The organism is Polynucleobacter sp. MG-6-Vaara-E2 (genome assembly GCF_018687695.1).
Lineage (GTDB): Bacteria > Pseudomonadota > Gammaproteobacteria > Burkholderiales > Burkholderiaceae > Polynucleobacter.
In genome coordinates this window covers 690,779-716,698 of the sequence record NZ_CP061303.1, presented here as the reverse complement: position 1 = coordinate 716,698, position 25,920 = coordinate 690,779, and the positions used below count along the sequence as shown (strand labels likewise).

Here is a 25,920-nt window from a genome sequence, read left to right as displayed (position 1 = left end):
TCTGAAGCGAAAAAGCCAAAATGGGGTTCAAAAAGCCTAAAAACGCCCATCCCTCTATAATAGAGGCATGCCCAGGTGGCGAAATTGGTAGACGCACCAGCTTCAGGTGCTGGCGATCGTAAGGTTGTGGGGGTTCGAGTCCCTTCCTGGGCACCATTTATCCTCAAAAGCAATTTGATTGAAACTTAAACCGACAAGATTACCCTGCTAGATTGCCATTGAGCGGTGCAAGATCTTGGTCTTCATTTCTTCCCAGAGACTTGCAAAATCCTCAATTTTTTCATCTGAGAGTTTTACTGGGTCGTAGAGATGCCCAAAGACAATGGAATTTCTTTTAACCAAGGTCTTCTCAAACTCTGAAAGCCCAATCGGCTTATCTTCAAGATTGCGAGTTAACTCAGCCGAGCAAACGATAGCTTGAGCATCGTCTTTATCGACCACCGCAAATTCAATAAATTGCTGTGCTTGATCCACAATGACCAGGGTCCCGCGAGCATAGCTAACAGCGTCATGCTCTTGAATAATGTAGGACAAAAACTGATCCTCTTCAGCCCTCTCCATCTGCAAGTCATCGATAAAGAATAGATATTGGTCACCATCACCATTCACCAAGGTAAATACTTTTGGCGTGGCACCATGACCTAAGACAATATTGCGATAGTACTGCGCTACCTCTAGAGCAAGATTTTCTGAATAAAGATGCATTACAAAATCACTTACAGGTTTAATTAAGCCAAGTTCTTTTTCAAGAATTCTATGGTTCTATCCCAAGCCAGTTTTGCAGCTGACTCGTTATATTGCAAGGGAGACAAGCCACGAGCATCTGACTTTGGGTTTGCAAAAGCGTGCTTGGCGTCATAGCGATAAAACTCATGACTTACATCAGCCTCATTTAATTTCGCCTCTAGCTGATCTACTCCGGAGATAGCAAAGAAGTCATCATGGGTTGCCCAATGAGCCATCATAGGCTTGGTAATTGCCTTTGCATCCACATACTCCAGTGGAGGATAGCCGTACCAAACAACTGTGCCATCGAGCTCAGGAACATTGCATGCCGATAGGACTGTCAGTGCTCCGCCCATACAAAATCCTGTCACTGCCACCTTTTTGCTTCCAGTCGCTTTGAGATATTGCACCGCTCCACGTATATCTTGACCAGCGGCATCGCCAAAGTTCAGATCACCCATGAGATGTTCCGCCTCTTTTGCTTCAAGGGCTAGTTTGCCGCGATATAAATCGGGTACTAGGGCGCGATATCCCGCTTTAGCTAAACGATCTGCCACGAACTTTACTTCATCATCTAGACCCCACCATTCCTGAATCACAACAACGCCTGGTGCATTGGCTGGGTCAGCAGGGTCTGCTAAGTAACCTTTAATCACCTGGCCATCGGGCCTTTTGTATTCGATCATATGCACTCCTAAATTACTCTCTGTGTAATGACTCTTTAAGCAGTCTTCATTTTTGCGTCAGTATGAATATAGCCCACCAGCCAGAATGTGAGCAAGCCACAAACTGCTGCACCATAGCCAACGAGGTTGTAATGTTCCATCTTGCCATCTGCAGTAATGGTCACCACCCAGCCAGCCAAGACAGATGCAATACCAGAGGCCAGCATCTGTACTGAGCCAACCAGGCTCATAAATGTCCCTCGAATTTTGGGCTCTACTAGCTGGCTCACAATCGCCATTGCCGGAATCATGCGTCCTGAAATCAAGATGAAGAATGAAGTGGAATTGATTAACACGACCCATAAAGGTACCGGGACCAAATTGGTAGTCACGAGAAGCGGGATCAGACTGATAATCGCCAGCATTCTAAATACCCTGACCTTGCCATACTTATCTGCCATGTGGCCTATTAAGCGAGAGCTCATCAAGGTAGCAACCCCGCCACAGAGATAGATCAAGGAAATATACGAGTTTGCAATTCCGACGTTTGAAGTGAGATACAAAGCGATATAGGGAATGACCGAAAAGCCCGTGATCATAATCAAACCCATGAATAAGAATGCGCGAGCATGCTGATGGGCAATTAAGACTTCATAAATCTGCTTAAAGCGACTACCCTCTTGTACATGATGCAAGTGACCGGAGATCTTGGGAATATTGCGATAACCAATAAAGAGAATCACAGTAGATATCAGGCCAATAAACATAAATGGCGCACGCCAGCCTAAGGACTCAATATGGTTTGCCAAGAAAAGACTTAATGGCACACCAGCAACAGTAGAAACAGAGAACGCTGCCATGACAGTTCCCAAGGCCTTACCTCTGCGCTCAAATGGAATGGAATCAGCAACAATCGTCTGAACCAGCGACCCTAAGATGCCACCAAATGCGCCTGCGCAAGCACGAGCAATAAATAATAGATGGTAGTTAGGCGCAAAACCGCAAGCCACAGTAGCCACAATGAAACAAATATACAGACGCAGTAGTAATTGCCTGCGCTCAAAGCGGTCCACATAATAAGTAGCAAAGACTCCCGCTACAGCCGCCGCAAAGGTATAGGAAGAAAGTAGTAAACCAAACTGATGGGTATTGATCGAGAGCGCTTTAATGAACTGAGGCCCTAATGGCATCATGATCATGAAATCTAAAATATGGGTGAACTGAATACCCGCTAGCGCAAAGAGAAAGAAACGCTCTCTCTTAGGGGATTCAAATAGGGTGTTTGGCTGGTTCAAAGGCTGCTTTACAGGGTTAGATCAATATGACATTATCGCCTTTGATACCTATTTTTGCTGAGATCCCCATGGCCGCCGAAAACATTAGCTTCCCCCAACCCGCTCTACAAACGACGGTATTAGGCATTCCAGCAATACCACTGATCACCGATATTTTCTTTGGGATTTTGGGGCTCATCATTATTTTGGTATTTCATGGCAGCTTGATTAATCACATCATCATGCGCTTTGATAGAAGAGTAAATCGAAATCTTGAGCTTGGCCAATATAACCGCGTATTTGTGCATTTTTACGTCTCATTTTTCTTTATTGCATTAGTGCACATTATTGAAATCATCTTATGGAGCATGTTCTTGTTGGGTCTTGGCTTGATGGATGATGCTATTCAAGCGCTATTATTTGCTGGAAGCTGCTACACCACTGTTGGCTTTGTCGCGGATGTTTTACCCGTTGGCTGGAAGAGCCTTGCTTTCTTCATTGCATTTACAGGGCTCTTTTCCTTGGCATGGACAACTTCAGTCATGATCGGCATGACTAATACCTATAAAGCTGCTTGGAACCTCAAATACGGCCAAGATGACCTTAGCTCTTCTTAATGTAATAGCCGTAAACGCAGCGACTTCCCCCTCTTGAGGGATTATGGGTATCAAAGATAACTCCATCAATGACAGCGGTCAGATGCTTTGAGACTTTAACGATCAAAGCGCCATGAGGTAACTCGTTGCGTCTTAAATGCACCTGACAACCAGCGCCAACCTTCATCGTTGGTACCCATTCAAAGCCCAGACTCAGAATGTAATCATGAAAGACATTACGGTGATTGCCATTGCGCGGCGAAGATCCCCTGCGCGTGAGGTGTCTTGATAACTTGTTATCTCGCTCAGTGGCATAACGCTCATTCGCTTTGCGTAAATCTTCATAAACCTGCATATAGGGAAGATTGGCTGCGATCGCAATCGACCGTACTACACAGTCACCTGCCCCACCTTTAAAGCCAGCTGCCTCCCTACCACCATCATGAAGCTGAAAGGCAAAGGTTTGCTGCGGACGCAAGAATAAATTTAAGAAACCAAACATCAGGTGTGCGGAGGTTGAAAATAAAAAATGGACTTGCCTTTCGACAAATCCATTTCTATTAGCAAATCGAAGTAGATGATCAGCTGATTACTTCACTTGTGCTTTCTTTACTTCCAAGCGCCATGCATGCAACAAAGGCTCAGTGTAGCCATTAGGCTGCTCGAGACCTTTAAAAATCAAGTCGCTAGCGGCTTTATAGGCATAAGAATCTTTGTAGTTTGGCATCATTGGCTTGTACAACGGATCCCCAGCATTTTGACCATCTACTACCTTGGCCATGCGCTGCAAAGTCTCATTAACCTGGTCCGCAGTCACGATACCATGCAATAACCAGTTGGCGATATGCTGGCTAGAGATACGCAAAGTAGCGCGGTCTTCCATCAAACCCACGTTATGAATATCAGGAACCTTGGAACAACCAACACCCTGATCAATCCAACGAACGACATAACCCAAGATACCTTGGCAGTTGTTGTCCAACTCTTGCTGAATCTCTTCTTTAGACCAGTTTGGCTTCTCAGCCACTGGAATGGTCAACAAGTCATTAATCAGGGCCTCTGCTTCAGCTGCTGTATCGAGCTTTTCCATTTCTTTCTGGAGTTCAGCAACGTTTACTTGGTGATAGTGAAGTGCGTGCAAGGTAGCTGCGGTTGGTGATGGTACCCATGCAGTGTTTGCGCCTGCTTTAGGATGAACAATCTTTTGCTCAACCATGGCTTTCATCATGTCTGGCATTGCCCACATACCCTTGCCGATCTGTGCGCGGCCACGTAAACCACAATCTAGACCTGCAAATACGTTACGGCGCTCGTAAGCAGATAACCATTTACTGGTTTTCATATCACCTTTGCGGATCATTGGGCCAGCGTACATAGAGGTATGCATTTCATCACCAGTACGATCCAAGAAACCAGTATTAATAAAGGCAACACGGGCACCTGCAGCAGCAATCGCTGCTTTGATGTTGGCGCTCATACGACGCTCTTCATCCATGATGCCCAATTTAACGGTATCCGCTGGTAAGCCCAGCAATTTCTCAACACGACCAAAGAGTTCGGCAGCAAAAGCCACTTCTTCAGGGCTGTGCATTTTTGGTTTAACGATGTAAACGGAACCCTTGCGAGTATTGCCAATCGCTTGAGTTGCCGGACGATTGATGTCATACAAAGCAATCAATACAGTCACTACTGCATCTAGGATGCCTTCGTAAATCTCTTTACCTGCGCCAGTAATGATTGCTGGATTCGTCATCAAGTGGCCGACGTTACGCAAGAATAGAAGTGAACGTCCGTGCAAAGTAACTACGCCATCTTTAGCATTAACTGCGCCAATACCAGCGGTGTATTTGCGGTCTGGATTTAAGGTGCGAGTAAAGGTTTTGCCACCCTTACTTACTTCCTCAACCAATGTGCCCTTCAAAATACCAAGCCAATTTTCATAGGCGAGCACTTTGTCGTCACCATCGACTGCTGCAATAGAGTCTTCCAAGTCCAAAATGGTAGAAAGCGCCGCTTCGAGCACAACATCATTAATGCCCGCCGGATCGCTAGCACCAATAGTCTTACTCTTGTCGATTTCTATATCGATATGAACACCGTTATTCCGGAGAAGCACAGAGCTTGGAGCGGCTGCATCACCTTGATAACCTACGAATTGCTTCTCATCAGCCAAACCAGTTGTACTACCATCTTTGAGCTTCACAGATAACTTATTACCATCTACTGTGTAAGCCACTGAATCTTTGTGTGAACCTTTAGCTAATGGAGCGGCTTGATCCAAGAAATTGCGCGCATAAGCAACCACTTTAGCGCCACGAATTGGGTTGTATGCACCAGTCTTCGTTGCGCCATCTTCTTCAGACAGAACATCGGTACCGTACAAAGCATCGTACAAAGATCCCCAACGCGCATTTGCTGCGTTCAGTGCATAGCGGGCATTGAGAACCGGAACGACTAACTGAGGGCCTGCTTGTAATGCCAACTCATCATCAACATTCTTAGTCGTTCCAACTACCTTACCTGGAACTTCGTCAAGGTAAGCAATTTCTTTTAGGAATTTGCGATATGCAGGCATATCTTTAATTGGGCCTGGGTTTGCTTGATGCCATTTATCCAAGTCAACCTGAATACGATCGCGCTTTGCAAGTAAGGCTTCATTTTTTGGAGTTAAGTCTTTAACGATTTCATCAAAGCCTTTCCAAAAGTCAGCACTCTTGATGCCAGTTCCTGGAAGCACTTTGTCTTCAATGAAACGATATAGAGGTGTTGCCACTTGAAGGCTATTGCAGGTTGTACGCGCAGTCATGTTCTAAACCTTAATTTCTAATGCAAAAAGTTAATAAATAGTTTGTAAATCAGAGAATCGGATATTTTCCATTAATCCTGAAAAGGATGCTGGAGCAAGATGGTTTCGTCACGCTCCGGGCCTGTAGATACCATTGCAATTGGTTTACCAGCCACCTCCTCGATACGGCGTAAGAAGTTTTGAGCTTCCACAGGCAGTTTTGCCCATTCACGAATACCGAAGGTGGTGCCTTTCCAGCCTGGGAAATCCTCATAGATTGGTTCGCAACGAGCTACTGATTCAGCGCCACGTGGCAAAACGTCTAATTTTTTACCGTCCAAGGTGTAGCCAACGCATAAGCGAATAGTTTCCAAACCATCGAGCACGTCAAGCTTAGTGATACACAAACCAGATAAGCCGTTAATTTGAATCGAGCGCTTTAACGCTGCTGCATCTAACCAACCAGTACGACGTGGACGCCCAGTAACAGAACCAAACTCCTTACCAACTTCAGCCAAACGAACGCCAATTGGATCTTGTCTTGCTGGATTGTCATGGTCATAGAGTTCACTTGGGAATGGTCCAGCGCCAACGCGCGTGCAATAGGCCTTAGTAATACCCAAAATGTATTGGAGTGAATCTGGGCCAACACCCGAACCAGCGGCAGCATTACCTGCTACGCAGTTACTGGAAGTGACGTATGGATAAGTGCCATGATCGATATCAAGCAAGGTACCTTGCGCACCTTCGAACAAAAGATTTTGGCCGGCCTGCTCAGCGGCATACAAAGCGCTTGAGACATCAACTACCATAGGCTTGAGACGTTCTGCATACGACATCGCTTCAGCAAGTGTCTTCTCATAGTTCACAGGCTCAGCGCCATAGTAATTAGTGAGCATGAAGTTGTGATATTCCAAGTTCTCACGCAATTGCGCAGCAAACTTTTCTGGGTAAAACAAATCTTGTACACGCAGAGCACGGCGCGCAACTTTATCTTCATAGGCCGGTCCAATGCCGCGACCAGTAGTGCCAATCTTCGCTTCGCCACGCTTTTTCTCACGCGCATGATCAATCGCTACGTGGTACGGAAGAATTAAGGTCGTCGCTTCGGAAATCCTCAAACGGGATTGAACATCTAAACCAGCAGCTTCGAGCTCGCCAATTTCTTTAAAGAGCGCCTCTGGTGAGAGCACCACGCCATTACCGATATAGCAAATGACATCTTTATGCATGATCCCAGAAGGAATCAAACGCAAGATCGTTTTCTTGTCACCAATAATCAAAGTATGACCAGCATTGTGACCACCTTGGAAGCGAACTACTGCTTGTGCATGGTCAGTCAACCAATCAACCACTTTACCTTTGCCTTCATCACCCCACTGGGTGCCAATGACAACTACGTTACGACCTTGTGCTTGCTGCTTTGAAGACATAGTGAAATCCAAAAAGATAATTACAAAATAGATTAAGTGTTTTGCTGATGCTTACTGGTTACTTTTTCTTGATTTCCCAAGAGCTACCCTGCTTTACTAGCTCTCGGTCACATTCATATTCGGCTGCCTCTACAGACTCGCCAGCGAGTACCTGAATCACAACTTCGCCACGGTTACGCAACTCAGCAACCGCTTGTTCCAATACAGCATCTTGAACCCAAGGTGCGAGGATCGCAAGCTTACGCACCTTAAGCGGTGACAAGCTTGCCAAAGTAAGCAAATCCAATGAAAAACCCGTTGCTGGACGTGAACGTCCGAAAGCCTGACCCACTTGGTCATACCGACCGCCTCTAGCAATCGGTTGTGGCAAGCCATCTACATAGGCGGCAAACATCACACCGCTGTGATATTGATAGCCACGCAGATCTGCTAAGTCGATGCTCAGCTCTAGACCAGCATTGGCGTTTGCAGCAGAAATAATGCGCTCCAGATCAGTTAAAGCCTGATCAATCGCAGCGTGCTTAGGCAGTACTTTTTTTGCCTTTGCCAATACTTCAGCACAAGGGCCATTTAGTTCAGTTAAGGCAAGTAGCGCTTCAGCTACTTTTGCAGGCAAACAAGTAGCCCATTGCTTTAAGCGTGGACGATCTTTACTCTGCAAAAGACTATATAAAGATTCGATCGTTTCTTTGTCCAGCTTTTGGTCGGCCAAAATACCAGTCAAGATGCCGGCATGCGACAAATCAAGATATACCTTCTTCAGGCCCGCTACATTTAGGGTCTTGAGTAATAAGGTAATCGCTTCAAAGTCGGCTTCCCAATTAGCAGAGCCATAAATCTCAGCGCCCAATTGCAATTGTTCGCGTGAAGAACTCCCAACTGGGGTGCGGGCGTGCGCTACGGAACCTGCGTAACAAAGACGGGTCACACCAGCACGATTGAGTAAGTGTGCATCAATACGCGCCACTTGTGGGGTGATGTCAGCGCGCAAACCTAATGTGCGGCCAGACAATTGATCCACTAATTTAAAGGTCTGCAAGTTCAGGTCTGAACCAGTACCCGTCAATAATGAATCTAAGAACTCCAAAATAGGGGGCGCAACTAGCTCATAGCCATAAGATTGATACAGGTCCAAGATAGTGCGGCGCAAAGTCTCCACCTTGCGTGCCTCAGCCGGCAAAACGTCTGCAATATCTTCGGGAAGTAACCAACGATTCATGATGTGAACTATTCGCTTTCTTATTTCTTATTTTTTGTGCAGATTCTTAAAGAATTCGCCATTAGGCTCAATCACCATGAGGTCCTTCTTATCTTTGAAGGAGTTGCGATAGGCCTCTAAGTTCTGATAGAACTGCGCAAACGAAGGGTCACGTCCAAAAGCTTCAGCATAGACAGCTGTGGCCTTAGCATCCCCTGCACCCTTGATCTTTTGAGCATCACGATAAGCTTCAGCCAAAATCGTATCGCGTTGACGCTCGGCATTGGCGCGAATCTTGTCGGACTCAGCAGCGCCAGTTGAGCGCAACTCATTAGCAACGCGCTTACGCTCAGCTTCCATGCGGCGATATACAGAATCACTAATTTCTGCAAGCAAGTCAACACGCTTTAAACGCACGTCTACAATCTCAACACCAATATCTGAGGCGTCTACTGCAACCTTTTTGCGGATACCCTGCATCACTTCTTCGCGTTGATCCGAAATCAGCTCGCGTACAGTGCGCTTGGTGAACTCCTCATTCAGTGCAGAACGAACCAATTGGGTTAGGCGATCTTGGGCTAAGCGCTCATCACCCTTAAAGCTAATGAAGAATTTACGTGGATCAACAATGCGCCACTTCACATAAGAATCGACTAAGAGGTTCTTTTTCTCAGCAGTTATAAAGCGCTCTGCTTCTGGATTGTCGATCGTCAGAATGCGGCGATCAAAGAAACGCACACTCTCAAATGGCGCTGGGTATTTAACCTGTATCCCGGGCTGTTCAATCACACGAACAATCTGACCGAAAGAGAAGACCACCGCAAATTTACGCTGATCCACCACAAAAATACTTGAGGACAGCACATAAATCAGCGCAATAAAGGCAATTGCTGCAGCAATCAGACGATTAGCATTCATTAGCGAGAATCCCGATCGCGACTGCGCAAACCATCACGCTTGTCAGTTGTTCTGTCATTGTTATTGCTTGAGGTGCCCTGTGGTACTGGTGTATTGACTCCTGTAGCTCCGCCAACGGTGACTGAACCTGTTGGAGTAGGAGTGGGAACACTTCCTGAGTTGACTTGTACGCTTGCTGCTTGAGCGCTTTCCGCACTTACTTGTGCAACGAGCTTATCCAGTGGCAAATACAAAAGACTATTGTTCCTTGTGGTGTCAACAATCACTTTGGTAACGTTGCTATACATTTCGCTCATCGCGGTGGTGTACATACGATCGCGCGTAACGCCTGGGGCCTTGGCGTACTCCACTAGGACTTGTTTAAAGCGAGCGGCATCTCCTTCGGCAGTAGCTTCGACACGAGCCTTATAGCCTTCAGCCTCCTGAATGAGACGGGCAGCAGTACCTTTGGCGCGAGGGATGATGTCATTAGCATAGGCCTGTCCTTCACTCTTCAAACGCTCTTGGTCTTGACCAGCTTTAACGGCATCATCAAATGCCGCTTGTACCTGCTCCGGTGGTTGAACGTTTTGTACTGTGACGCTAGTCACATAGATACCAGTTTTATAGCTATCCAAAATCTTTTGAATAGATGCGGCCAAATCAATGCCGATCTTCTCGCGCCCCTCGTACAAGACTGTATCCATCTTGCTTCGAGCCACAATCTCACGTACTGCGGTTTCAGCTGCTTGTACTACTGCTGTATCTGGGTCGCGATTATTAAATAGATAATCGGTTGGATCTTTTAAGCGATATTGCACAGCAAAGCGCACATCAATGATGTTTTCATCTTCGGTCAACATCGAAGAGTCTTTTTGATTGGTAGCCTTAATTAATACAGGGCGACCTACTTCAACTGAGCGCACACCAGAGAGATTCACAGTCTCTTCGGACTGAATCGGCCAAGGCATACGCCAGTTAATGCCTGGCTTGGCGGTGTAGTCGTACTTACCAAAAGTCATCACAACACCGGCCTGACCCTCTTGAATAATAAAAAAGCCGCTACAAAGCCAGAGAAAAGCAAAAATGCCGATGGCAACTAATGGGCCGCTCTTTGAGCTAAATGGGTTTGTGAAATTGAAGTTCGGACCAGTAGGCCCCGCACCATTACCGCCACCATTGCCACGTTCCGAAGGAGGTGGAATATCACTGCTGTTGGGTTTATTGGCAGTTGGGCCTGCACTAGTCCCTGGCTTTTTCTTGCCACCAAATAGGCCAGCAATTCTGTCATTGAAATCACGCCACAACTCATCCAGATCGGGAGGTTCGTCTGGCTTAGCAGGTTGCTGGGGTGACTGTGGGGGTGACTGATTCGGTGGTTTGTTTTGCTCTGGATCTACTTTTGGAGCTTGTTCGTTACCCTGCCCGTCTTGGGCATTTTTAGATCCACTGTTGTGACTATTGCTCCAACCTGGATCATTGACCGAAAACAGGTCGAGAAATTTACGCATCATTAGCAAGGTAGCTTCGGTTAGGAATCGGATTAAATTCGGATGATTCTGGTCGTTCTGGTAAAGGGGCTAAAAACTCGTCCGGGGCCATTTGGGTCTTGGCACGGTTGTGTTCACTCCTCATTTTATCAGTCATTTGGGAGCATTCCGCCAAGGTTTGCCGCAGCAAATCAAGGCCTAAGCCCGTTTGGGCGGAGAGGAAAATCTGGCTTGCGAAACCTTGGTTATCCCGCTCCAAAACAGCCCCTTTGGTGAAGGTCTGGGGCATTAAATCGATCTTATTCATGACCTCTATGCGCGGGATATCGTCAGCCCCGATTTCAGCCAAAACGGCCTCAACCTCAGCTTTTTGCTCCCTGGCAACCGGGCTACAGGCATCAATCACATGCAAGATCAGGTCCGCATGGATAGTTTCGTCCAGGGTGGCTCGAAATGCCTCAACGAGCTGGTGAGGAAGTTCTCGGATAAATCCCACCGTATCGGAAACCACGATCGAGCCAACTCCATCCAAATGCACTCTTCTAGAGGTGGTGTCCAAAGTGGCAAAGAGCTGATCGGCCGCATAGGTGCCCGCTTTTGTGAGGGCATTGAATAAGGTTGATTTACCCGCATTGGTATAGCCCACCAAGGAAACTGAAAATACATCCTTACGGTTTCGCGCTCTTCTTTGAGTTCGCTGTTGGCGTTGTAGTTTTTCTAATTCGTTTTCAAGACGCTTGGCTTTAGTCGCCAACATCCGGCGGTCCAACTCCATCTGCGTTTCACCAGGACCGCCACGCACACCAATACCACCGCGCTGACGCTCCAAGTGACTCCAAGCACGTACTAAGCGAGACATGCGATAACGCACTTGCGCTAACTCGACTTGGGTCTTACCGATATGGCTTTGTGCGCGCTGACTAAAGATATCCAATATCAAACCAGTGCGATCCATGACATGGCGACCGATGTGACGCTCTAAGTTACGCTGCTGCGTGGGAGACAAAGGATGATTAAAGATTGCCAATTCAGCATCTTTCTCCTCCATCACCCGCTTGAGTTCATTAGCTTTTCCCGAACCAATGAATAAAGCAGGATCTGTTCTGCCTTTTCGCACAATAACGCTGGCTGCGGGTATAGAGCCGGCACTATCAGCCAAGAGGCTGAGTTCAGCCATGCTGTCTGCAAAATCTTCGCGGCCTGTATCAACACCCACCAAGACGGCGCGTGCGGCATCTACTCCAGTTTTATACAGAGCTGCCTTCTTCTATGCGGAAATCAATCGCACGAGCAGGAACGATCGTGGAGATTGCATGTTTGTAAACCATCTGCGTGACGGTGTTGCGAAGGAGCACAACATATTGATCGAATGATTCAATATTGCCTTGCAACTTAATGCCGTTCACAAGATAGATCGATACAGGAATATGCTCTTTGCGCAATGCATTGAGAAATGGGTCCTGTAGTAATTGAATTTTATTGGTGTTATTGCTCATACTGCTCCTTCATTATTTTTTCTAAGTTACTTTTTTGGGAGTCTTACTTTTTCTGTCTTACTTTTATGTCTTACTCACTACAAATTCTGAAACCGCTGTTACCAAACTACCTACTAACTCTATATTGGGCTTCATTTCAAAAAAATCAAGCCCTCATTAAGTTCTAGATAGAAAGCTTATCTCAAACTAGCGCTTTTTGCCCTTTTTGCCCTTATCTGCATCCACATAGGGGTTTTTGGCGGTATTCATCTGAATCCGTAAAGGGGTTCCACGTAATTTGAAGACATCTCTAAAGCGGCCTTCCAGGTAGCGCTTATAGCTATCAGTGACACCACTCAATGATGTTCCATGAATCACCACGATTGGAGGATTCATACCCCCTTGGTGTGCGTAACGGAGTTTTGGACGACCCATGCCAACCCGTTTAGGCTGCTGGTGTTCAATCGCTTCTTGCAAAATGCGGGTCAAACGTGGGGTTGGCAGTTTCGCCATTGCGGCTGCATAAGCAGCATCCACATCTTTAAAGAGTTCTTTTAGGCCAGTGCCTTTCTTTGCAGAAATCGGATGTACGTTTGCAAAGTCTAAGAAGCGCAACTTTTGCGCAATCTCTAAACGGGCACGCTCTTTTACATATGCGTCAATGCCATCCCATTTATTCACAGCAACAACAAGGGCACGCCCTGCTTCCACAATAAATCCAGCGATATGCGCATCTTGCTCAGAAATATCTTGCTGGGCATCGAGCATCAGAATGACTACATTGCAATCAGCAATCGCTTGTAAGGTCTTCACGACTGAGAACTTCTCAATCGCCTCAAATACTTTTCCACGACGGCGTAAACCTGCGGTATCCACCAGGATATAAGGCTTGCCATTGCGCTCAAAGGGAACTTCGATGGCATCACGCGTGGTGCCTGGCATGTCAAATGCAATCACACGCTCTTCACCAATCAGTTTATTGATCAGAGTGGATTTACCTACGTTAGGACGCCCGACTACGGCAATCTTCATTGGGCGATTTGGATCGTTTGCTAACTCTTCTTCATCTGGCTCTGCAATACCGAGCGTATCCAATGCATCGTCAATCAACCCACGAACACCATCTCCATGCGCCGATGAAATTGGAAATGGCTCACCCAATCCCAATTCATGAAAGTCTGCAGTCACTACCCCAGCTTGCATACCTTCGGTTTTATTGACAGCCAAAATGATAGGTCTGCCAGTCTTGCGCAAGAAGTCTGCAATTACTCGATCTTGTGGTGCCATACCGAGGCGACCATCAACCAAGAAAATGACAATGTCTGATTCAGCAACCGCTTGTTTGGTTTGCTTTGCCATCTCGGCAACAATACCGGTCTTAGCTACCGGCTCGAAACCACCGGTATCTACGCAAATGAAAGCACGCTCACCAATGCGACCTTTGCCGTAGTGGCGATCTCTCGTTAAACCAGAGAAGTCTGCTACTAGGGCATCACGTGAACGCGTTAAGCGATTAAAGAGAGTCGACTTGCCCACATTGGGACGACCGACAATAGTGATGACTGGATTCATTTAGGAGTGTACGCCGCGATTTTTCCACCTTGAGATTGAATCAAGATGAGACCACCCACTGCAATTGGGGCGGCTGAGATTGGACTGCTGTCGTGACGAATACGCGCAACCATCTCGCCATTCGCTTGTGAAAATGCATGCACGTAACCTTGAGCATCACCCATGAGCAATACTCTGCCCACTGCCAGAGGCTCGCCGACATCACGGTAAGTTAGCTGGGTATTTTCCCAAGCCTGACTACCGTCTTTAGTAGCAAATGCAGTGACGTACGATTTTTCATTGGCCGAGAAAACTAAATCGCGACTTTGGGCAGTACCGGTGTAACTAGAAAAATCTTTAAACCAGAGCAAAGCACCGGTACGCGCTTGACCACAACCAATACGACCTTGATAAGAGACAGCGCACAAAATATCGCCTTCCATACTGGGCTTGGCCGTGACATCGTTCAAACGCTCAATTTCAGAAAAGCCCTTTGGAAAAGAAACCGGGGTCTCCCAAACCAAACCACCATTGGCAATCGCAATCATGCCAAAACGACCGCCAGCAAAGCCAGTAACAATCACTTCATTATTAATTGGTAACATGCCATATCCAACGCGCAATGACAAAGCAGATTGCTGACGCTGATAAATCCACTTACGCATGCCCGTTAATTCATCTAAACCAATGAAGCGGTTATCTAATGCGCGAATCACGACGATGCCACCCGCTACTACCGGTTCACTCAATACTTCAGAGCCTACGTTGACATTCCACAATGGCTTGCCAGTGTCGTCATAAGCGTAAACATTACCTTTAATGCTTACCGCAACAGTCACGCGACCATCAGAACCTGGACCAATCGCTAGACGCTCTGGAACAGAGACTTCCCATACCTTATTACCCGAAGCCAAATCAATTTTGGCTAAGTTGCCACGATGCGATGCTGCGTAGACTGCATCACCAGCAACCACTGGATGGAAATTGAATGTCTCGGATGAACCAACACTGGTTGACCAAACAGGCTGCAAATCGAATTGATTGTTAACTGCAACCAGCTCTGCTGGCTTACGAACGCGTGAATTGCCCGAGCAAGCAACTAAAGCGGTAGCTACTGCGCCAAGGATCAGGGCATTACTAACTAGCTTAACCATGCGTTTTGTTGAGACCATCACTGAGCAATTCCTCCAAGAGCATCTAATTTGACCTTCAGGAGACGACGCGCCTCTTCCGGAAATTCTTTAGCTTGGTCTAATTTCTTCCAAGCATCTTGGTAGCTTGCTTTTGCTTCTGCGTTTTTCTGTTGCGCCAAATACCAATCGCCACGACGCTCAAGCCACAAGGCTTCAAAACCAACAACTGGCTTATCTTTGAGAATTTGATCAGCTTCAGCAAAATCTTTGTCAGCGCCCTGCTCGATTAATTGAGACACCAAGCGCATCTTCGCCAAAGCAAGGTAACCATCATTAGAAGCATTCTTAGCAGCCCAACGTAAATAATCGAGTGCTTTAGCACTATCGCCCGCATCAGATGCGATACGAGCAGCAATTAAACTAGCCATTGGTGCGTACGGCGTGCTTGCAAAGTCTTTTTGCAAATCATCCGCAGCGCGTAAGGTCTGATCTTTATCACCCTTAGCAATTGCACTGACCATAGTCTCGTAAAGCTTAGAAGCTTCCATAGCTTGGCTATTCCGCCACCATTGATAGCCGCTATAGGCCGCATAAGCAAACAGGGCAACAGTCACAACACCAGTAATGAGGTTGCGATACTTTTGCCAAAACGCTTTGAGTTGGTCTAATTGTTCTTGTTCTTCTAGATCTAAAGGCATGTCAATCCAAGCTAATTAATCAATTTTTGTTACATACCTATCTTGTTAATGAGATAGGCTCTTCTGTATTCTATTCGGAGGCGCCTACTAAAGCGTCAATTACCGCTTCCAGTACACCTTCCAGGGGAATAGACTTCTGCTCCCCTGTGCCCCGTAAGTCTTTAAGTCCTGCCTCATTTTTAGCCAATTCATCAGGTCCAATGATGACGGCAAAGGCTGCCCCGCTGGCATCAGCCTTTTTCATTTGTGACTTAAAGCTGGCTGATTGGCCATCTGGCGGGCAAAAAAGGATGGTATCGATACCTGCACTACGCAATCGTTCGGCAATAATCATCGCTGTCGTTAAAGTCTCGCCGCCTTGATGTAATACAAACACATCACACTGGGCTTGCGCTTCTGGCAATGAACCCGAAACCTTCATGAGTTCTAGCACACGCTCCATACCCATTGCCCAACCACAAGCAGGCGCTGCTTTACCACCCATACGCTCGATTAATGGATCGTAACGACCTCCACCAGCGATGGTGCCCTGTGCACCTAACTCTTCCGTAATCCACTCGAATACAGTGAGGTTGTAGTAATCCAAGCCACGCACTAAACGCGGATTGATTTTGCAGGGAATGTTATTGGCTTTGAGAATTGCTTGTACTGCATTGAAATGCGCAAGGGATTCTTCGCCTAAGAAATCCAATAGCTTTGGCGCACCTTCAATCAAAGTTTGTATCTGCGGATTTTTGGAATCCAAAATACGCAATGGATTGGTCAGTAAGCGACGCTGTGAATCCTCGTCTAGCTGAGATTGATGTTTCTCAAAGTACTGAACTAAGGCTGCACGGTGCTCTGCACGCTCGTTAGCCTGCCCTAAAGAATTTATTTCAAGGCGCACACCCTTTAAACCAAGCTCATCCCAAAGGCGTTGACCCATGAAAATGATTTCCGCATCAATATCGGGACCAGCAAAGCCTAAAGCTTCAATGCCAAATTGGTGGAACTGACGATAGCGCCCCCGTTGTGGGCGCTCATGACGAAACATCGGGCCGGTATACCAAAGACGCTTAGGCCCCTCATAAAGCAAATTATTTTCAATGACTGAGCGCACCAGCGCTGCAGTACCTTCAGGACGCAAAGTAAGCTGCTCACCATTGAGGCGGTCCTCAAAGGAATACATTTCTTTTTCAACGATATCAGTGACCTCACCAATACCGCGCTGAAATACTGCCGTTGCTTCCACAATCGGCGTTCTCAAAAACTCATAACCATAGGCACGGGTTAAATCACGCAGAACATGCTCAAGATGTGCCCATTGCGCAGCATCAGCTGGCAGCAAATCATTCATGCCGCGAACGCCATTAATTTTTTGAACTTTAGTTTGCTTGGTTTGGTCAGTCATTTTTTATTGTTATGTAATTAATTCTTGGCTGCATAGTTCTGTTTGACATAGTCATCCACGATGACCTGAAACTCCTGGGCAATATTTTCACCGCGCAAGGTCTTTACTTTAACGCCATCCACAAACACTGGAGCAGCCGGTGTCTCGCCTGTGCCGGGCAAGGAAATACCGATATTGGCATGCTTACTCTCACCAGGACCATTCACGATGCAACCCATTACCGCCACATTCATATTCTCTACGCCTGGGTGGGTCTTCTTCCAAATCGGCATCTGCTGGCGCAAATAAGATTGAATATTGGCAGCTAGTTCTTGAAAGGTGGTGCTAGTCGTTCTTCCGCAACCAGGGCAAGCAATCACCATCGGTGTGAAATTGCGCAATCCCATGGTTTGCAAAATTTCTTGGGCAACAATCACTTCATTTTCGCGGGGAGCGCCAGGGTCAGGCGTCAATGAAACGCGAATCGTGTCACCAATGCCCTCTTGCAACAAGATACCCATTGCCGCTGTTGAAGACACAATTCCTTTGCTACCCATACCCGCTTCAGTTAAACCTAAGTGCAATGGGTAGTCAGAGCGACGTGAGAGGTCGCGGTAGACTGCAACCAAGTCCTGAACATTGCTGACCTTGCAAGAGAGCAAAATTTGATTCGGGTTCATACCCAGCTCAACCGCTTTTTCTGCAGACTGTAGCGCGGACTGAATAAGCGCTTCAATCATGACCTCTTGGGCAGACTTTGGACTCTCAAGTGCAGCATTGCTATCCATGATGGATGCCAACAACTCTTGGTCCAAACTTCCCCAGTTCACCCCAATGCGAATCGGCTTATCGTATTTGCAAGCGGCTTCAATCATTTGCGCAAACTGTGGGTCACGCTTGGCGCCCTTACCCACATTGCCAGGATTGATGCGGTACTTTGAAAGTGCTTTAGCGCACTCTGGGTAATCGTTTAATAGAGTGTGGCCGTTGTAATGAAAGTCACCAATCAATGGCACCAAGACATCCATCTTGTCTAACTGCTCACGAATATATGGAACGGCTGCTGCAGCTTCTGGTGTATTGACCGTAATGCGCACCATCTCTGATCCGGCACGCGCTAACTCTTTAACTTGAATCGCTGTACCCACTGCATCTGCAGTATCGGTATTGGTCATGGACTGAACGCGTACAGGCGCATCACCACCAACAGTAATGATGTTAGTTTTCCAAGCAACGGTTGCTTGACGTGTAGCTCGCTTAGGAGATGGTCCTAAAGGCAGCTTTGGAAGCGATGATGGATTAGAGCTCATGGGGTTCTAATTAATTTAATTTTTTGAGCCACTCAATGGGGTGCTCGTTTGACTGGGTATCAGATTCAACTTCTTCAATCTCAATTTCTGCTTTGTGCACAGCGCGCTCGCGCACGCGAGTACGGTCTACTACATCACCCGCTAGCTGACCGCAGGCTGCAGCGATATCGTCACCACGGGTCTTACGCACAGTTGCCACCATTCCAGCATCCAGCAAGATGCTGGCAAAGGTGTTTACACGCTGGTTTGATGAGCGCTTAAGGCCTGACTCAGGGAATGGATTAAACGGAATCAGGTTAATTTTGCATTTGATGTTCTTGAGCAAACGTACTAATTCTTTTGCCTGAATGTCAGAATCGTTTACGCCGTCGAGCATGCAATACTCAAAGGTCAAGAAGTCCCGTGGCGCAAATGGCAAGTAACGCTCGCAAGCGTCTAACAATTCCCGTAGTGGATATTTTTGATTCAGTGGCACGAGCTGATCACGCAAGGCATCGTTTGGTGCATGCAATGACACTGCTAATGCAACTGGGCAATCTTCCGCGAGGCGATCAATCATCGGCACTACGCCGGAGGTTGATACGGTGACACGACGACGTGATAAGCCATAGGCTCTATCGTCTAACATCAAACGCAATGCAGAAACCACATTGTCATAGTTGAGCAAGGGCTCGCCCATGCCCATCATCACCACATTAGAAATCACACGACCCGTGTGTTCCCAACCTGGCGTTGGATATTTTTCAATTCTGCGCACTGCTTCTGGGTCATTACGCAAAAGATGTTCTACAAACCACAACTGTCCAATGATTTCACCGGAAGTCAGATTGCGTGAGAAGCCTTGATGCCCAGTTGAGCAAAAACGGCAATTGACTGCACAACCCGCTTGAGAAGAGATACACAAGGTGCCTCTGTCATCCTCGGGAATATAGACAGACTCCACCGCATTGCCAGCCCCCACGTCGAGCAACCACTTGCGGGTTCCATCGAGAGCGTGTTCGTCTTTAATTACGGGAAGAGAGAATACTTCTGCTTTACCCTGCAAGGTAGCTCGAAAGCTTTTTGCCAGATCACTCATGTCATCAATGTTCGCTACACCACGTTGGTGTATCCACTGCATGAGCTGCTTTGCCCTAAAGGGCTTTTCATTCAACCCCGCGACATACGCCGCCATTTGGTCAGCGTCAAAATCTAAGAGATTTACGCGCGGGGAGGTCAATGCGCCTACTTATCAATCAATAGGTGGTTGATTAACGATTGAAAACATTCATGCCAGGGAAGAAGAATGCAACTTCCACAGCAGCTGTTTCAGGAGCGTCAGAACCATGTACAGCGTTTGCATCGATGCTGTCAGCAAAGTCAGCACGGATTGTGCCTTTTTCTGCTTTCTTCGGATCGGTAGCGCCCATCAAATCGCGGTTCTTAGCAATAGCGCCTTCGCCTTGCAACACTTGAATCATGACTGGACCAGAAATCATGAAGTTCACTAAATCTTTGAAGAAAGGACGATCCTTGTGAACGCCGTAGAACTGCTCTGCTTCATTTTGTGACAAATGCGCCATTCTAGAAGCAACGATCTTCAAACCAGCGGATTCAAAACGGTCATAGATTTTGCCGATGACGTTTTTAGCGACAGCATCAGGTTTGATAATAGATAGGGTGCGTTCAATTGCCATTCAAGACTCCAATAGTGATTTCAAGGGTATTTGCTGGGTCGGGTCAATAAGGCACCCTTCTTCAGCGACCCCCGAATTATACATTGCCTGACCGTATTTACCCCTATGTCTGTAGGGCTAAGCCCTTGAATTTACAGGGCATAAGCCCAGTATTTGTAGGTCTTTATATGGGGGGCTTGAAATTGAGGTGTTTTGTCTATACTTAATGTCAACAGCCCTATATGGGCTCTTGTAACAACTATGAAAAAGAAGGAGTCAATATGAGTGATCTGAACTCTTACGGCTTTGGCCAGACCGGCTCAATAAGCACCGTCCAGGTACGCAACCGCGTACTGCGCAATACCTATGCCCTGTTGGCGCTCTCCATGGTTCCAACTGTTATCGGCGCGTGGCTTGGCGTAGCGATGGGTCTTGATCTGTTCTCAGGCAGCCCTTTCTTAGGCTTCATTGTTTTCATGGCAGTGGCATTCGGATTCTTCTGGGCTATTGAAAAGAATAAAGAGACTGGCGTCGGCGTACTTCTGCTGTTGGGCTTTACCTTCTTCATGGGAATCATGTTGTCCCGTTTAGTTGGCTTCACCCTCAATAGCTATAGCAACGGCGCTGCGCTCATCATGCTTTCCTTTGGTGGCACAGCGGCAATCTTTGCAACGATGGCAACTATTGCTACCGTGAGCAAGAGTGACTTTGCTGGCCTAGGTAAATGGTTGATGGTCGGCGTATTACTCTTAATCGTCGCTTCCTTAGCAAACATCTGGTTGCAATTGCCTGCTTTGATGTTGACTGTGATGGTTCTGGCTATCGCGATCTTCTCTGCCTTCATCCTCGTTGATGTACAGCGCGTGGTCAATGGCGGCGAAACCAATTACATCATGGCTACATTAGCGATCTACTTAGATGTGTACAACGTGTTTACCAACTTGCTAGCCCTCTTGGGTATTGTTGGCGGTAATCGCGATTAAGTGACATTAAGACACACTAGAAGCCACACTTGAATTTGAGTGTGTTGCTCTCTCAAGGCACCTGCGGGTGCCTTTTTTATTTAATGTCTGCTTGTTTGTAGTTGCTTGAACTAAAAAATTAGTTCGCTACAAACATACTCACCGCATAAGACAGTGCAATCAAAATCAATAAGATTGCAAAACTATCTGAGGCTCTCATGATGCTCTCCTAGAAGTAAATGAATCTGTAGGCCACCAACCTCTACCTACAAGTTCAATCTACTCTTCTATAAGACAGATAAACCCCTCTAATGCACCCAAAAACAAGGAAAACACCAAAAGTGCACTAGAGAAGTACCAATTTGGTGCATATATTGCCTATCTAGGCAGTTTTCATTGGAAGGCTAGAAACGCCAGCCCAAAGAAATACCGTAGGAGTTGATATTCACCTTATCGGTTGAGCCATCGCTCCATTGAACGGTTTTATAGTTTTGCTGTGAGACCTCGACTCTTGTGAAGAGGTTCTTAGTGAGCAAGTATTCAGCGCCAATGCCATAACTTGATCCATTCAACCACTGATAGTAGCCTGGCGAAGAGTACTTGGACCATGACCAACCTAGTTTCACATAGCCTAGTAAATTGTCAGTAATTGCATAGCCAATTTTTCCACCAGCCTCAATTGGATGGTGAGCGTCAGGATCACTGCCTGACGTATCAGTTGTACCCAAATCATAAGTTCCGTAGACCCCAACCAGCCAATCCTTATTCATAGCCTTGTATGCATCAGCAGTAATACTCGGAATACCACTTCGACTCGTTGCGGATCCTCCGGGTGTTGATACGTCCGTAATAGAGTTCATGGAGTAGTCAATTGACAAACCAAAACCCTCAAAATTTTGTGATTGAGCATAGGCAATAGGCGTAATAAGAGCCCATATCAAAATTGCTATTTTTTTCATATCACTACCCCTAAATACTTATTTATATTGATTGCTTAGCAATATATCAGAAGTCTAAGTCTTGTCAAAAACCGCCATGGATTCAACGTGGGATGTATGCGGGAACATATTCACAATACCCGCCCCTTTGAGGGTGTAGCCAGCTTGGTGACACAAGATATCAGCATCTCTGGCCAGAGTTTTGGGATTGCAAGACACATAGACAATACGCTGTGGGAGCAAATCACTTTTCTGCAGATGTAGATCTGCCAGTGACTTACAAATTTCCATAGCGCCCTCACGTGGCGGGTCCATTAACCAGCGCTCTGCTCTACTCCATGAGGCAATCGTCTCGGTAGTAACTTCAAACAAATCGCTTTGCATAAAACTTGCCTTATCTTGCAAACCATTATGTTCTGCGTTTTGTTTAGCTCTGGTTGTGAGCGTTGCTAAACCTTCAATTCCTAGAACCTGTTTTGCTTTTCTAGCGAGTGGCAAGGTGAAGTTACCAATGCCACAAAATAAATCGAGCACCCGATCTGATTCATTTACTTCTAACAAGCGAATTGCCCTACTCACCAGTGAGCGATTCATCATGTGATTAACCTGCGTAAAGTCTGCAGGTTTAAATGGCATCTCAATTTCAAATTCAGGCAAGCGGTAACAAAGCTTGCCTGTCTCTGGATAAAAAGGGGCTACCGTCTCAATGCCTTTGGGCTGCAGCCAAATCCACGCCTGATGCTGATCAGCAAAGGATCGCATGAGCACTTCATCGGCTAGCGTTAAGGGCTGAAGATTACGGAACACTAGCGCGGTGACGGGCTTGTTTTTCTTGGGGTCATCCGAATTTGGATCTTCTGGCTCACCAACCGCAATCTCAATTTGGGGCATGCGATCGACAATCGATAAACCCATCACCAATTTTCGCATTTCCGGTAATAGATCAGATACATGCTTAGGCAAAATCTCGCAGGCCAACATGTCGGCTACATAACCACTCTTACCTTCATGAAAGCCAATGAGAACTGTGCCTTTTTTGATCGAGCGATTAACGGCGCTCAAACGGGCACGATGACGATATTCCCATGCAGGCCCACCCATCGGACGCAAAATTTCTTCTGGTTTTACTTTGGCGATGTGATGCAAATCATCTTCGAGCACGCGCTGCTTCATGGCGACTTGCGCCCGAATATCTAAGTGCTGCATGGTGCAACCACCACATACCCCAAAGGCTGCGCACTTGGGCTCCGCCCGAAATACTGCAGGCTTTAATACCTCGCGTAACTTCGCTTTACTAAAGCGGGCTTTATCGCTGGTGATGGTGTAGGTGACGAGCTCTGTAGGTAGCGCGCCTTTAATGAAAATGACTTTACCGCTCTGTCCTTGCGCTAACTCTTCTTCGTTTGGGGTTAAGCGGGCAATACCTTGGGCATCTAAATCAAGCGCTTCAACTCTTACTGGCTCAGTCACTTCAATATTGACTGGCTTGTCGCCTCTACGCATCCGGTGCAAAACCTTGGAGATATTCTTGCCACTGACTACCGTTTGGCTCTTTGGCTTCTTTTTCTAAATAAGCTTTTACAAAATCAATTTCTTCTTGATATTCCGCTAATGAGAAACCACCGCGCAGCAATTGAAAACGGCAATACATGAGATAAGTGTTCACAACATCAGTCTCACAGTAACGACGGATGTCATTTATCTTGCCTTCTTGATATGCTGGCCAAACTTGGCTGCCGTCCATACCCATCTTGCCTGGAAAGCCACAGAGTTTTGCAAGACCATCCAATGGTGCGTTGGCTCTGCCATTAAATTTGGCTAGAAGGTCCATCATGTCAAGATGACGCATGTGATAACGACTGATGTAGTTGTTCCACTTAAAGTCTCGGCTATCGGCCTCTTGGCTCTCACCCATTTCCCAATAACGTGGCGCTTGAACGAAATTGGCTAGCGCTCGGTAGTGCAAAACGGGCAGGTCAAAACCGCTACCATTCCATGAAACGAGTTGTGGCGTGTACTTCTCAACCAAATCAAAGAATGCCTGAATTAAGACCTTCTCATCATCTTCTGGCGTACCTAAGGTTCCCACTTTAATTTGGGGCGCACCTTCTTTTGTCGTTCTACGAATGACACAAGAGATAGCAACAATCTTTTGTAAGAACAATGGTAGAAACTCACTACCGGTTTTTGCTGCGCGCTCGGCCATCGCCTTGGCTGCAACTTCTGCATTAGTCATGGAATCGGGATAGTCTTCGAGACGACGCAAGCCTGCTACATCAGGAATCGTTTCAATATCAAAGACGAGAACGGTGGCCATAGGCTCTTAACTTGGGGTACGGCTTACTGCAAGTATGGTGTTGGATTGACTGGTTTGCCATTCACACGCAACTCAAAATGCAGTTTTGGCGCATTGGCATCAGTATCACCCATTTCCGCAATCTTCTGACCCTTGCGCACGCTATCACCCTCTTTAACTAAGAGCTTGCTGTTATGTGCGTAGGCGGTCAGATACGTATTGTCATGTTTCACAATAACTAAATTGCCATAACCACGCAAACTATTGCCGGCATAGACGACTTTGCCATCAGCAGCGGCCAATACAGGCTCGCCAACTTTGCCAGCAATATCGATACCTTTATTGGTTTCGTTAAATTCACCAGTGACCTTACCTTTGGCTGGCCAAGATAAGCGAATGCCTGGCTCTGCCACCACTTCAGACTTAGCAGATTCAGCTTGTGCTGGTGCATCCGCTTTCTCTACGCTGAGAGTAGATTTCTTTTCCACTGGCTTTGCTGCTTTGGTGCTTGCTGGTGGCTTAATCAAAACCAAATCGCCCACTTCAATCACATTCGGATTGAAATTGGGATTTTCGTCTTTGTTCCACTGCGTTACATCACGCGGCGCTTGGCCATGATCTAAGGCAATGCGGGCTAAGGTATCCCCTTTTTTCACACGATAGTAACCAGGAGGCGCTGGCTCATAAGAAACAGATCCACCGGAGCGATCAAAGACGCTCGCTGGTTTTGTACGAGGCGTCGAGCATGCTACTAGGAGCATCAAGGATGCTGATAGGGTTGCAAGCAGAAGACTTTTGGATAGATTCGTCATGGAATTTGCGGAGGATTTCATACTACCCCTGATTGTAAGGGGACAAAAAAGACCTCGTCCAGGACAGTCCTTTGATAGCGCTGGGAACTCATTCTTTCCACAACTACAAGCTGCTGCTCTTTTTCATTTTTAGCAACCGGGGCTACCAAGCGTCCACCAATCGCCAATTGATCCAGTAAGGCATCCGGAATACCCAAACCAGCAGCAGCCAGAATGATTCCATCAAATGGCGCAGCTTGTGGCAGACCCAAAATGCCGTCACCATAAATCAGGCGCAGATTATTAATCCGAAATGGACGCAGCTTTGCTCTGGCCAAATCATGCAAAGGACGAATACGCTCAATGGAATAAACTTCGTCAGCCAGCAAACTGAGAACCGCTGCCTGATAACCACAGCCTGTGCCAATCTCTAATACCTTACCCAAAGGGTGCTTTGGCTTATGAAGCAACTCAATCATGCGCGCCACTACTGATGGTTTAGAAATGGTTTGCTCATGTCCAATGGGCAGTGCCGTATCTTCGTAAGCTTGGGCATGTAAACCCGCATCCATAAATGCATGCCGTGGAACAGTGGCAATCGCTTCTAAAGTTTTACCGTGCTTCACGCCCCCAGCATGAACTTTTGCTGCTAATGCTTGCCGGTAGGCTGCGAATCGC

At 46.8% G+C, this 25,920-nt stretch carries 24 protein-coding genes, 1 tRNA gene and 1 pseudogene; 3 read left to right on the top strand and 23 right to left on the bottom strand.

Translation table 11 applies throughout. The annotated features are described in order from the left end of the window. The first annotated feature begins 69 nt into the window (after positions 1-69). A tRNA-Leu gene (locus ICV38_RS03810) sits at positions 70-156 on the top strand. 51 nt (positions 157-207) lie between these two features. Here the strand turns inward: ICV38_RS03810 and ICV38_RS03805 are convergent. Genes ICV38_RS03805 through ICV38_RS03795 form a run of 3 tightly spaced genes read right to left on the bottom strand, consistent with a single transcriptional unit; the run spans position 208 to position 2,686 of the window. Further along, on the bottom strand, positions 208-705 hold the full coding sequence (locus ICV38_RS03805; protein WP_215382418.1) for a hypothetical protein: 498 nt from the start codon (positions 703-705) through the stop codon (positions 208-210). A 23-nt stretch (positions 706-728) separates the two neighbouring features. After that, the gene (locus tag ICV38_RS03800; protein WP_215382417.1) at positions 729-1,412 is read right to left on the bottom strand and encodes a dienelactone hydrolase family protein; all 684 of its coding nucleotides are present in this window, start codon (positions 1,410-1,412) and stop codon (positions 729-731) included. Positions 1,413-1,447: 35 nt separating this feature from the next. Next, complete coding sequence (locus ICV38_RS03795; protein WP_215382416.1) at positions 1,448-2,686, bottom strand: MFS transporter; 1,239 nt, start codon at positions 2,684-2,686, stop codon at positions 1,448-1,450. Positions 2,687-2,712: 26 nt separating this feature from the next. Between ICV38_RS03795 and ICV38_RS03790 the strand changes: the two genes are divergently transcribed. After that, a complete protein-coding gene (locus ICV38_RS03790; RefSeq protein WP_251368225.1) occupies positions 2,713-3,282 on the top strand; it encodes a hypothetical protein in 570 nt (189 codons plus the stop codon). Here the strand turns inward: ICV38_RS03790 and ICV38_RS03785 are convergent. The 15 genes from ICV38_RS03785 to ndk form a co-directional block, all read right to left on the bottom strand. Next, the gene (locus ICV38_RS03785) at positions 3,269-3,763 is read right to left on the bottom strand and encodes a hypothetical protein (RefSeq protein WP_215382415.1); all 495 of its coding nucleotides are present in this window, start codon (positions 3,761-3,763) and stop codon (positions 3,269-3,271) included. The two genes, ICV38_RS03790 and ICV38_RS03785, sit on opposite strands and share 14 nt — an antisense overlap. Before the next feature lie 87 nt (positions 3,764-3,850). Beyond that, positions 3,851-6,067 carry a malate synthase G gene (locus ICV38_RS03780; RefSeq protein ID WP_215382414.1) on the bottom strand — a complete coding sequence of 739 codons (2,217 nt, stop codon included), beginning with the start codon at positions 6,065-6,067 and terminating at the stop codon, positions 3,851-3,853. 71 nt (positions 6,068-6,138) lie between these two features. After that, positions 6,139-7,479 carry an adenylosuccinate synthase gene (locus ICV38_RS03775; RefSeq protein WP_215382413.1) on the bottom strand — a complete coding sequence of 447 codons (1,341 nt, stop codon included), beginning with the start codon at positions 7,477-7,479 and terminating at the stop codon, positions 6,139-6,141. A gap of 58 nt (positions 7,480-7,537) precedes the next feature. Next, positions 7,538-8,698 (bottom strand): ATP phosphoribosyltransferase regulatory subunit, encoded by a 1,161-nt coding sequence (locus ICV38_RS03770; RefSeq protein WP_215382412.1) that lies wholly within the window; start codon positions 8,696-8,698, stop codon positions 7,538-7,540. Between the two features lie 27 nt (positions 8,699-8,725). After that, positions 8,726-9,595 (bottom strand): protease modulator HflC, encoded by an 870-nt coding sequence (gene hflC / locus ICV38_RS03765; RefSeq protein ID WP_215382411.1) that lies wholly within the window; start codon positions 9,593-9,595, stop codon positions 8,726-8,728. After that, a complete protein-coding gene (gene hflK, locus ICV38_RS03760; RefSeq protein ID WP_251368223.1) occupies positions 9,595-11,088 on the bottom strand; it encodes an FtsH protease activity modulator HflK in 1,494 nt (497 codons plus the stop codon). The genes hflC and hflK overlap by 1 nt, the downstream gene beginning before the upstream one ends. Then, positions 11,078-12,283 (bottom strand): GTPase HflX, encoded by a 1,206-nt coding sequence (gene hflX / locus ICV38_RS03755; RefSeq protein WP_371819239.1) that lies wholly within the window; start codon positions 12,281-12,283, stop codon positions 11,078-11,080. Before hflX ends, hflK begins: the two co-directional genes overlap by 11 nt. 28 nt (positions 12,284-12,311) lie before the next feature. Continuing rightward, complete coding sequence (gene hfq / locus ICV38_RS03750) at positions 12,312-12,560, bottom strand: RNA chaperone Hfq (RefSeq protein WP_215382409.1); 249 nt, start codon at positions 12,558-12,560, stop codon at positions 12,312-12,314. 186 nt (positions 12,561-12,746) lie between these two features. Further along, the gene (gene der / locus ICV38_RS03745; RefSeq protein ID WP_215382408.1) at positions 12,747-14,111 is read right to left on the bottom strand and encodes a ribosome biogenesis GTPase Der; all 1,365 of its coding nucleotides are present in this window, start codon (positions 14,109-14,111) and stop codon (positions 12,747-12,749) included. Beyond that, a complete protein-coding gene (gene bamB, locus ICV38_RS03740) occupies positions 14,108-15,262 on the bottom strand; it encodes an outer membrane protein assembly factor BamB (protein ID WP_215382407.1) in 1,155 nt (384 codons plus the stop codon). The genes der and bamB overlap by 4 nt, the downstream gene beginning before the upstream one ends. Beyond that, entirely contained in the window at positions 15,262-15,921 is a 660-nt protein-coding gene (locus tag ICV38_RS03735) for a tetratricopeptide repeat protein (protein WP_215382406.1), read from the bottom strand. The genes bamB and ICV38_RS03735 overlap by 1 nt, the downstream gene beginning before the upstream one ends. Before the next feature lie 70 nt (positions 15,922-15,991). Then, positions 15,992-17,311 (bottom strand): histidine--tRNA ligase, encoded by a 1,320-nt coding sequence (gene hisS, locus ICV38_RS03730; RefSeq protein WP_215382405.1) that lies wholly within the window; start codon positions 17,309-17,311, stop codon positions 15,992-15,994. A 17-nt stretch (positions 17,312-17,328) separates the two neighbouring features. Then, positions 17,329-18,600 (bottom strand): flavodoxin-dependent (E)-4-hydroxy-3-methylbut-2-enyl-diphosphate synthase, encoded by a 1,272-nt coding sequence (gene ispG / locus ICV38_RS03725; RefSeq protein ID WP_215382404.1) that lies wholly within the window; start codon positions 18,598-18,600, stop codon positions 17,329-17,331. A gap of 10 nt (positions 18,601-18,610) precedes the next feature. Then, complete coding sequence (gene rlmN, locus ICV38_RS03720; RefSeq protein WP_251368274.1) at positions 18,611-19,774, bottom strand: 23S rRNA (adenine(2503)-C(2))-methyltransferase RlmN; 1,164 nt, start codon at positions 19,772-19,774, stop codon at positions 18,611-18,613. Between the two features lie 76 nt (positions 19,775-19,850). Then, complete coding sequence (gene ndk / locus ICV38_RS03715; protein ID WP_068948326.1) at positions 19,851-20,276, bottom strand: nucleoside-diphosphate kinase; 426 nt, start codon at positions 20,274-20,276, stop codon at positions 19,851-19,853. Positions 20,277-20,536: 260 nt separating this feature from the next. Here ndk and ICV38_RS03710 point away from each other — a divergent pair, with 260 nt between their 5' ends. Then, a complete protein-coding gene (locus ICV38_RS03710; protein WP_215382402.1) occupies positions 20,537-21,238 on the top strand; it encodes a Bax inhibitor-1 family protein in 702 nt (233 codons plus the stop codon). 383 nt (positions 21,239-21,621) lie between these two features. Here the strand turns inward: ICV38_RS03710 and ICV38_RS03705 are convergent, their stop codons facing one another. The 5 genes and pseudogenes from ICV38_RS03705 to ICV38_RS03685 all read right to left on the bottom strand — a co-directional run. Further along, complete coding sequence (locus ICV38_RS03705) at positions 21,622-22,176, bottom strand: outer membrane protein (RefSeq protein ID WP_215382401.1); 555 nt, start codon at positions 22,174-22,176, stop codon at positions 21,622-21,624. Between the two features lie 54 nt (positions 22,177-22,230). Then, positions 22,231-23,658 (bottom strand): 23S rRNA (uracil(1939)-C(5))-methyltransferase RlmD, encoded by a 1,428-nt coding sequence (rlmD, locus tag ICV38_RS03700; protein WP_215382400.1) that lies wholly within the window; start codon positions 23,656-23,658, stop codon positions 22,231-22,233. Continuing rightward, positions 23,651-24,472 carry a 3'-5' exonuclease gene (locus ICV38_RS03695; protein WP_215382399.1) on the bottom strand — a complete coding sequence of 274 codons (822 nt, stop codon included), beginning with the start codon at positions 24,470-24,472 and terminating at the stop codon, positions 23,651-23,653. The genes rlmD and ICV38_RS03695 overlap by 8 nt, the downstream gene beginning before the upstream one ends. Positions 24,473-24,495: 23 nt before the next feature. Next, positions 24,496-25,284: a peptidoglycan DD-metalloendopeptidase family protein gene (locus ICV38_RS03690; protein ID WP_215382398.1), complete on the bottom strand. Its 789-nt coding sequence runs from the start codon at positions 25,282-25,284 to the stop codon at positions 24,496-24,498. After that, positions 25,281-25,904, bottom strand: a pseudogene (locus tag ICV38_RS03685) (protein-L-isoaspartate(D-aspartate) O-methyltransferase); the annotation flags it as partial. The pseudogene ICV38_RS03685 and the gene ICV38_RS03690, both read right to left, overlap by 4 nt. Between the last annotated feature and the right edge of the window lie 16 nt (positions 25,905-25,920).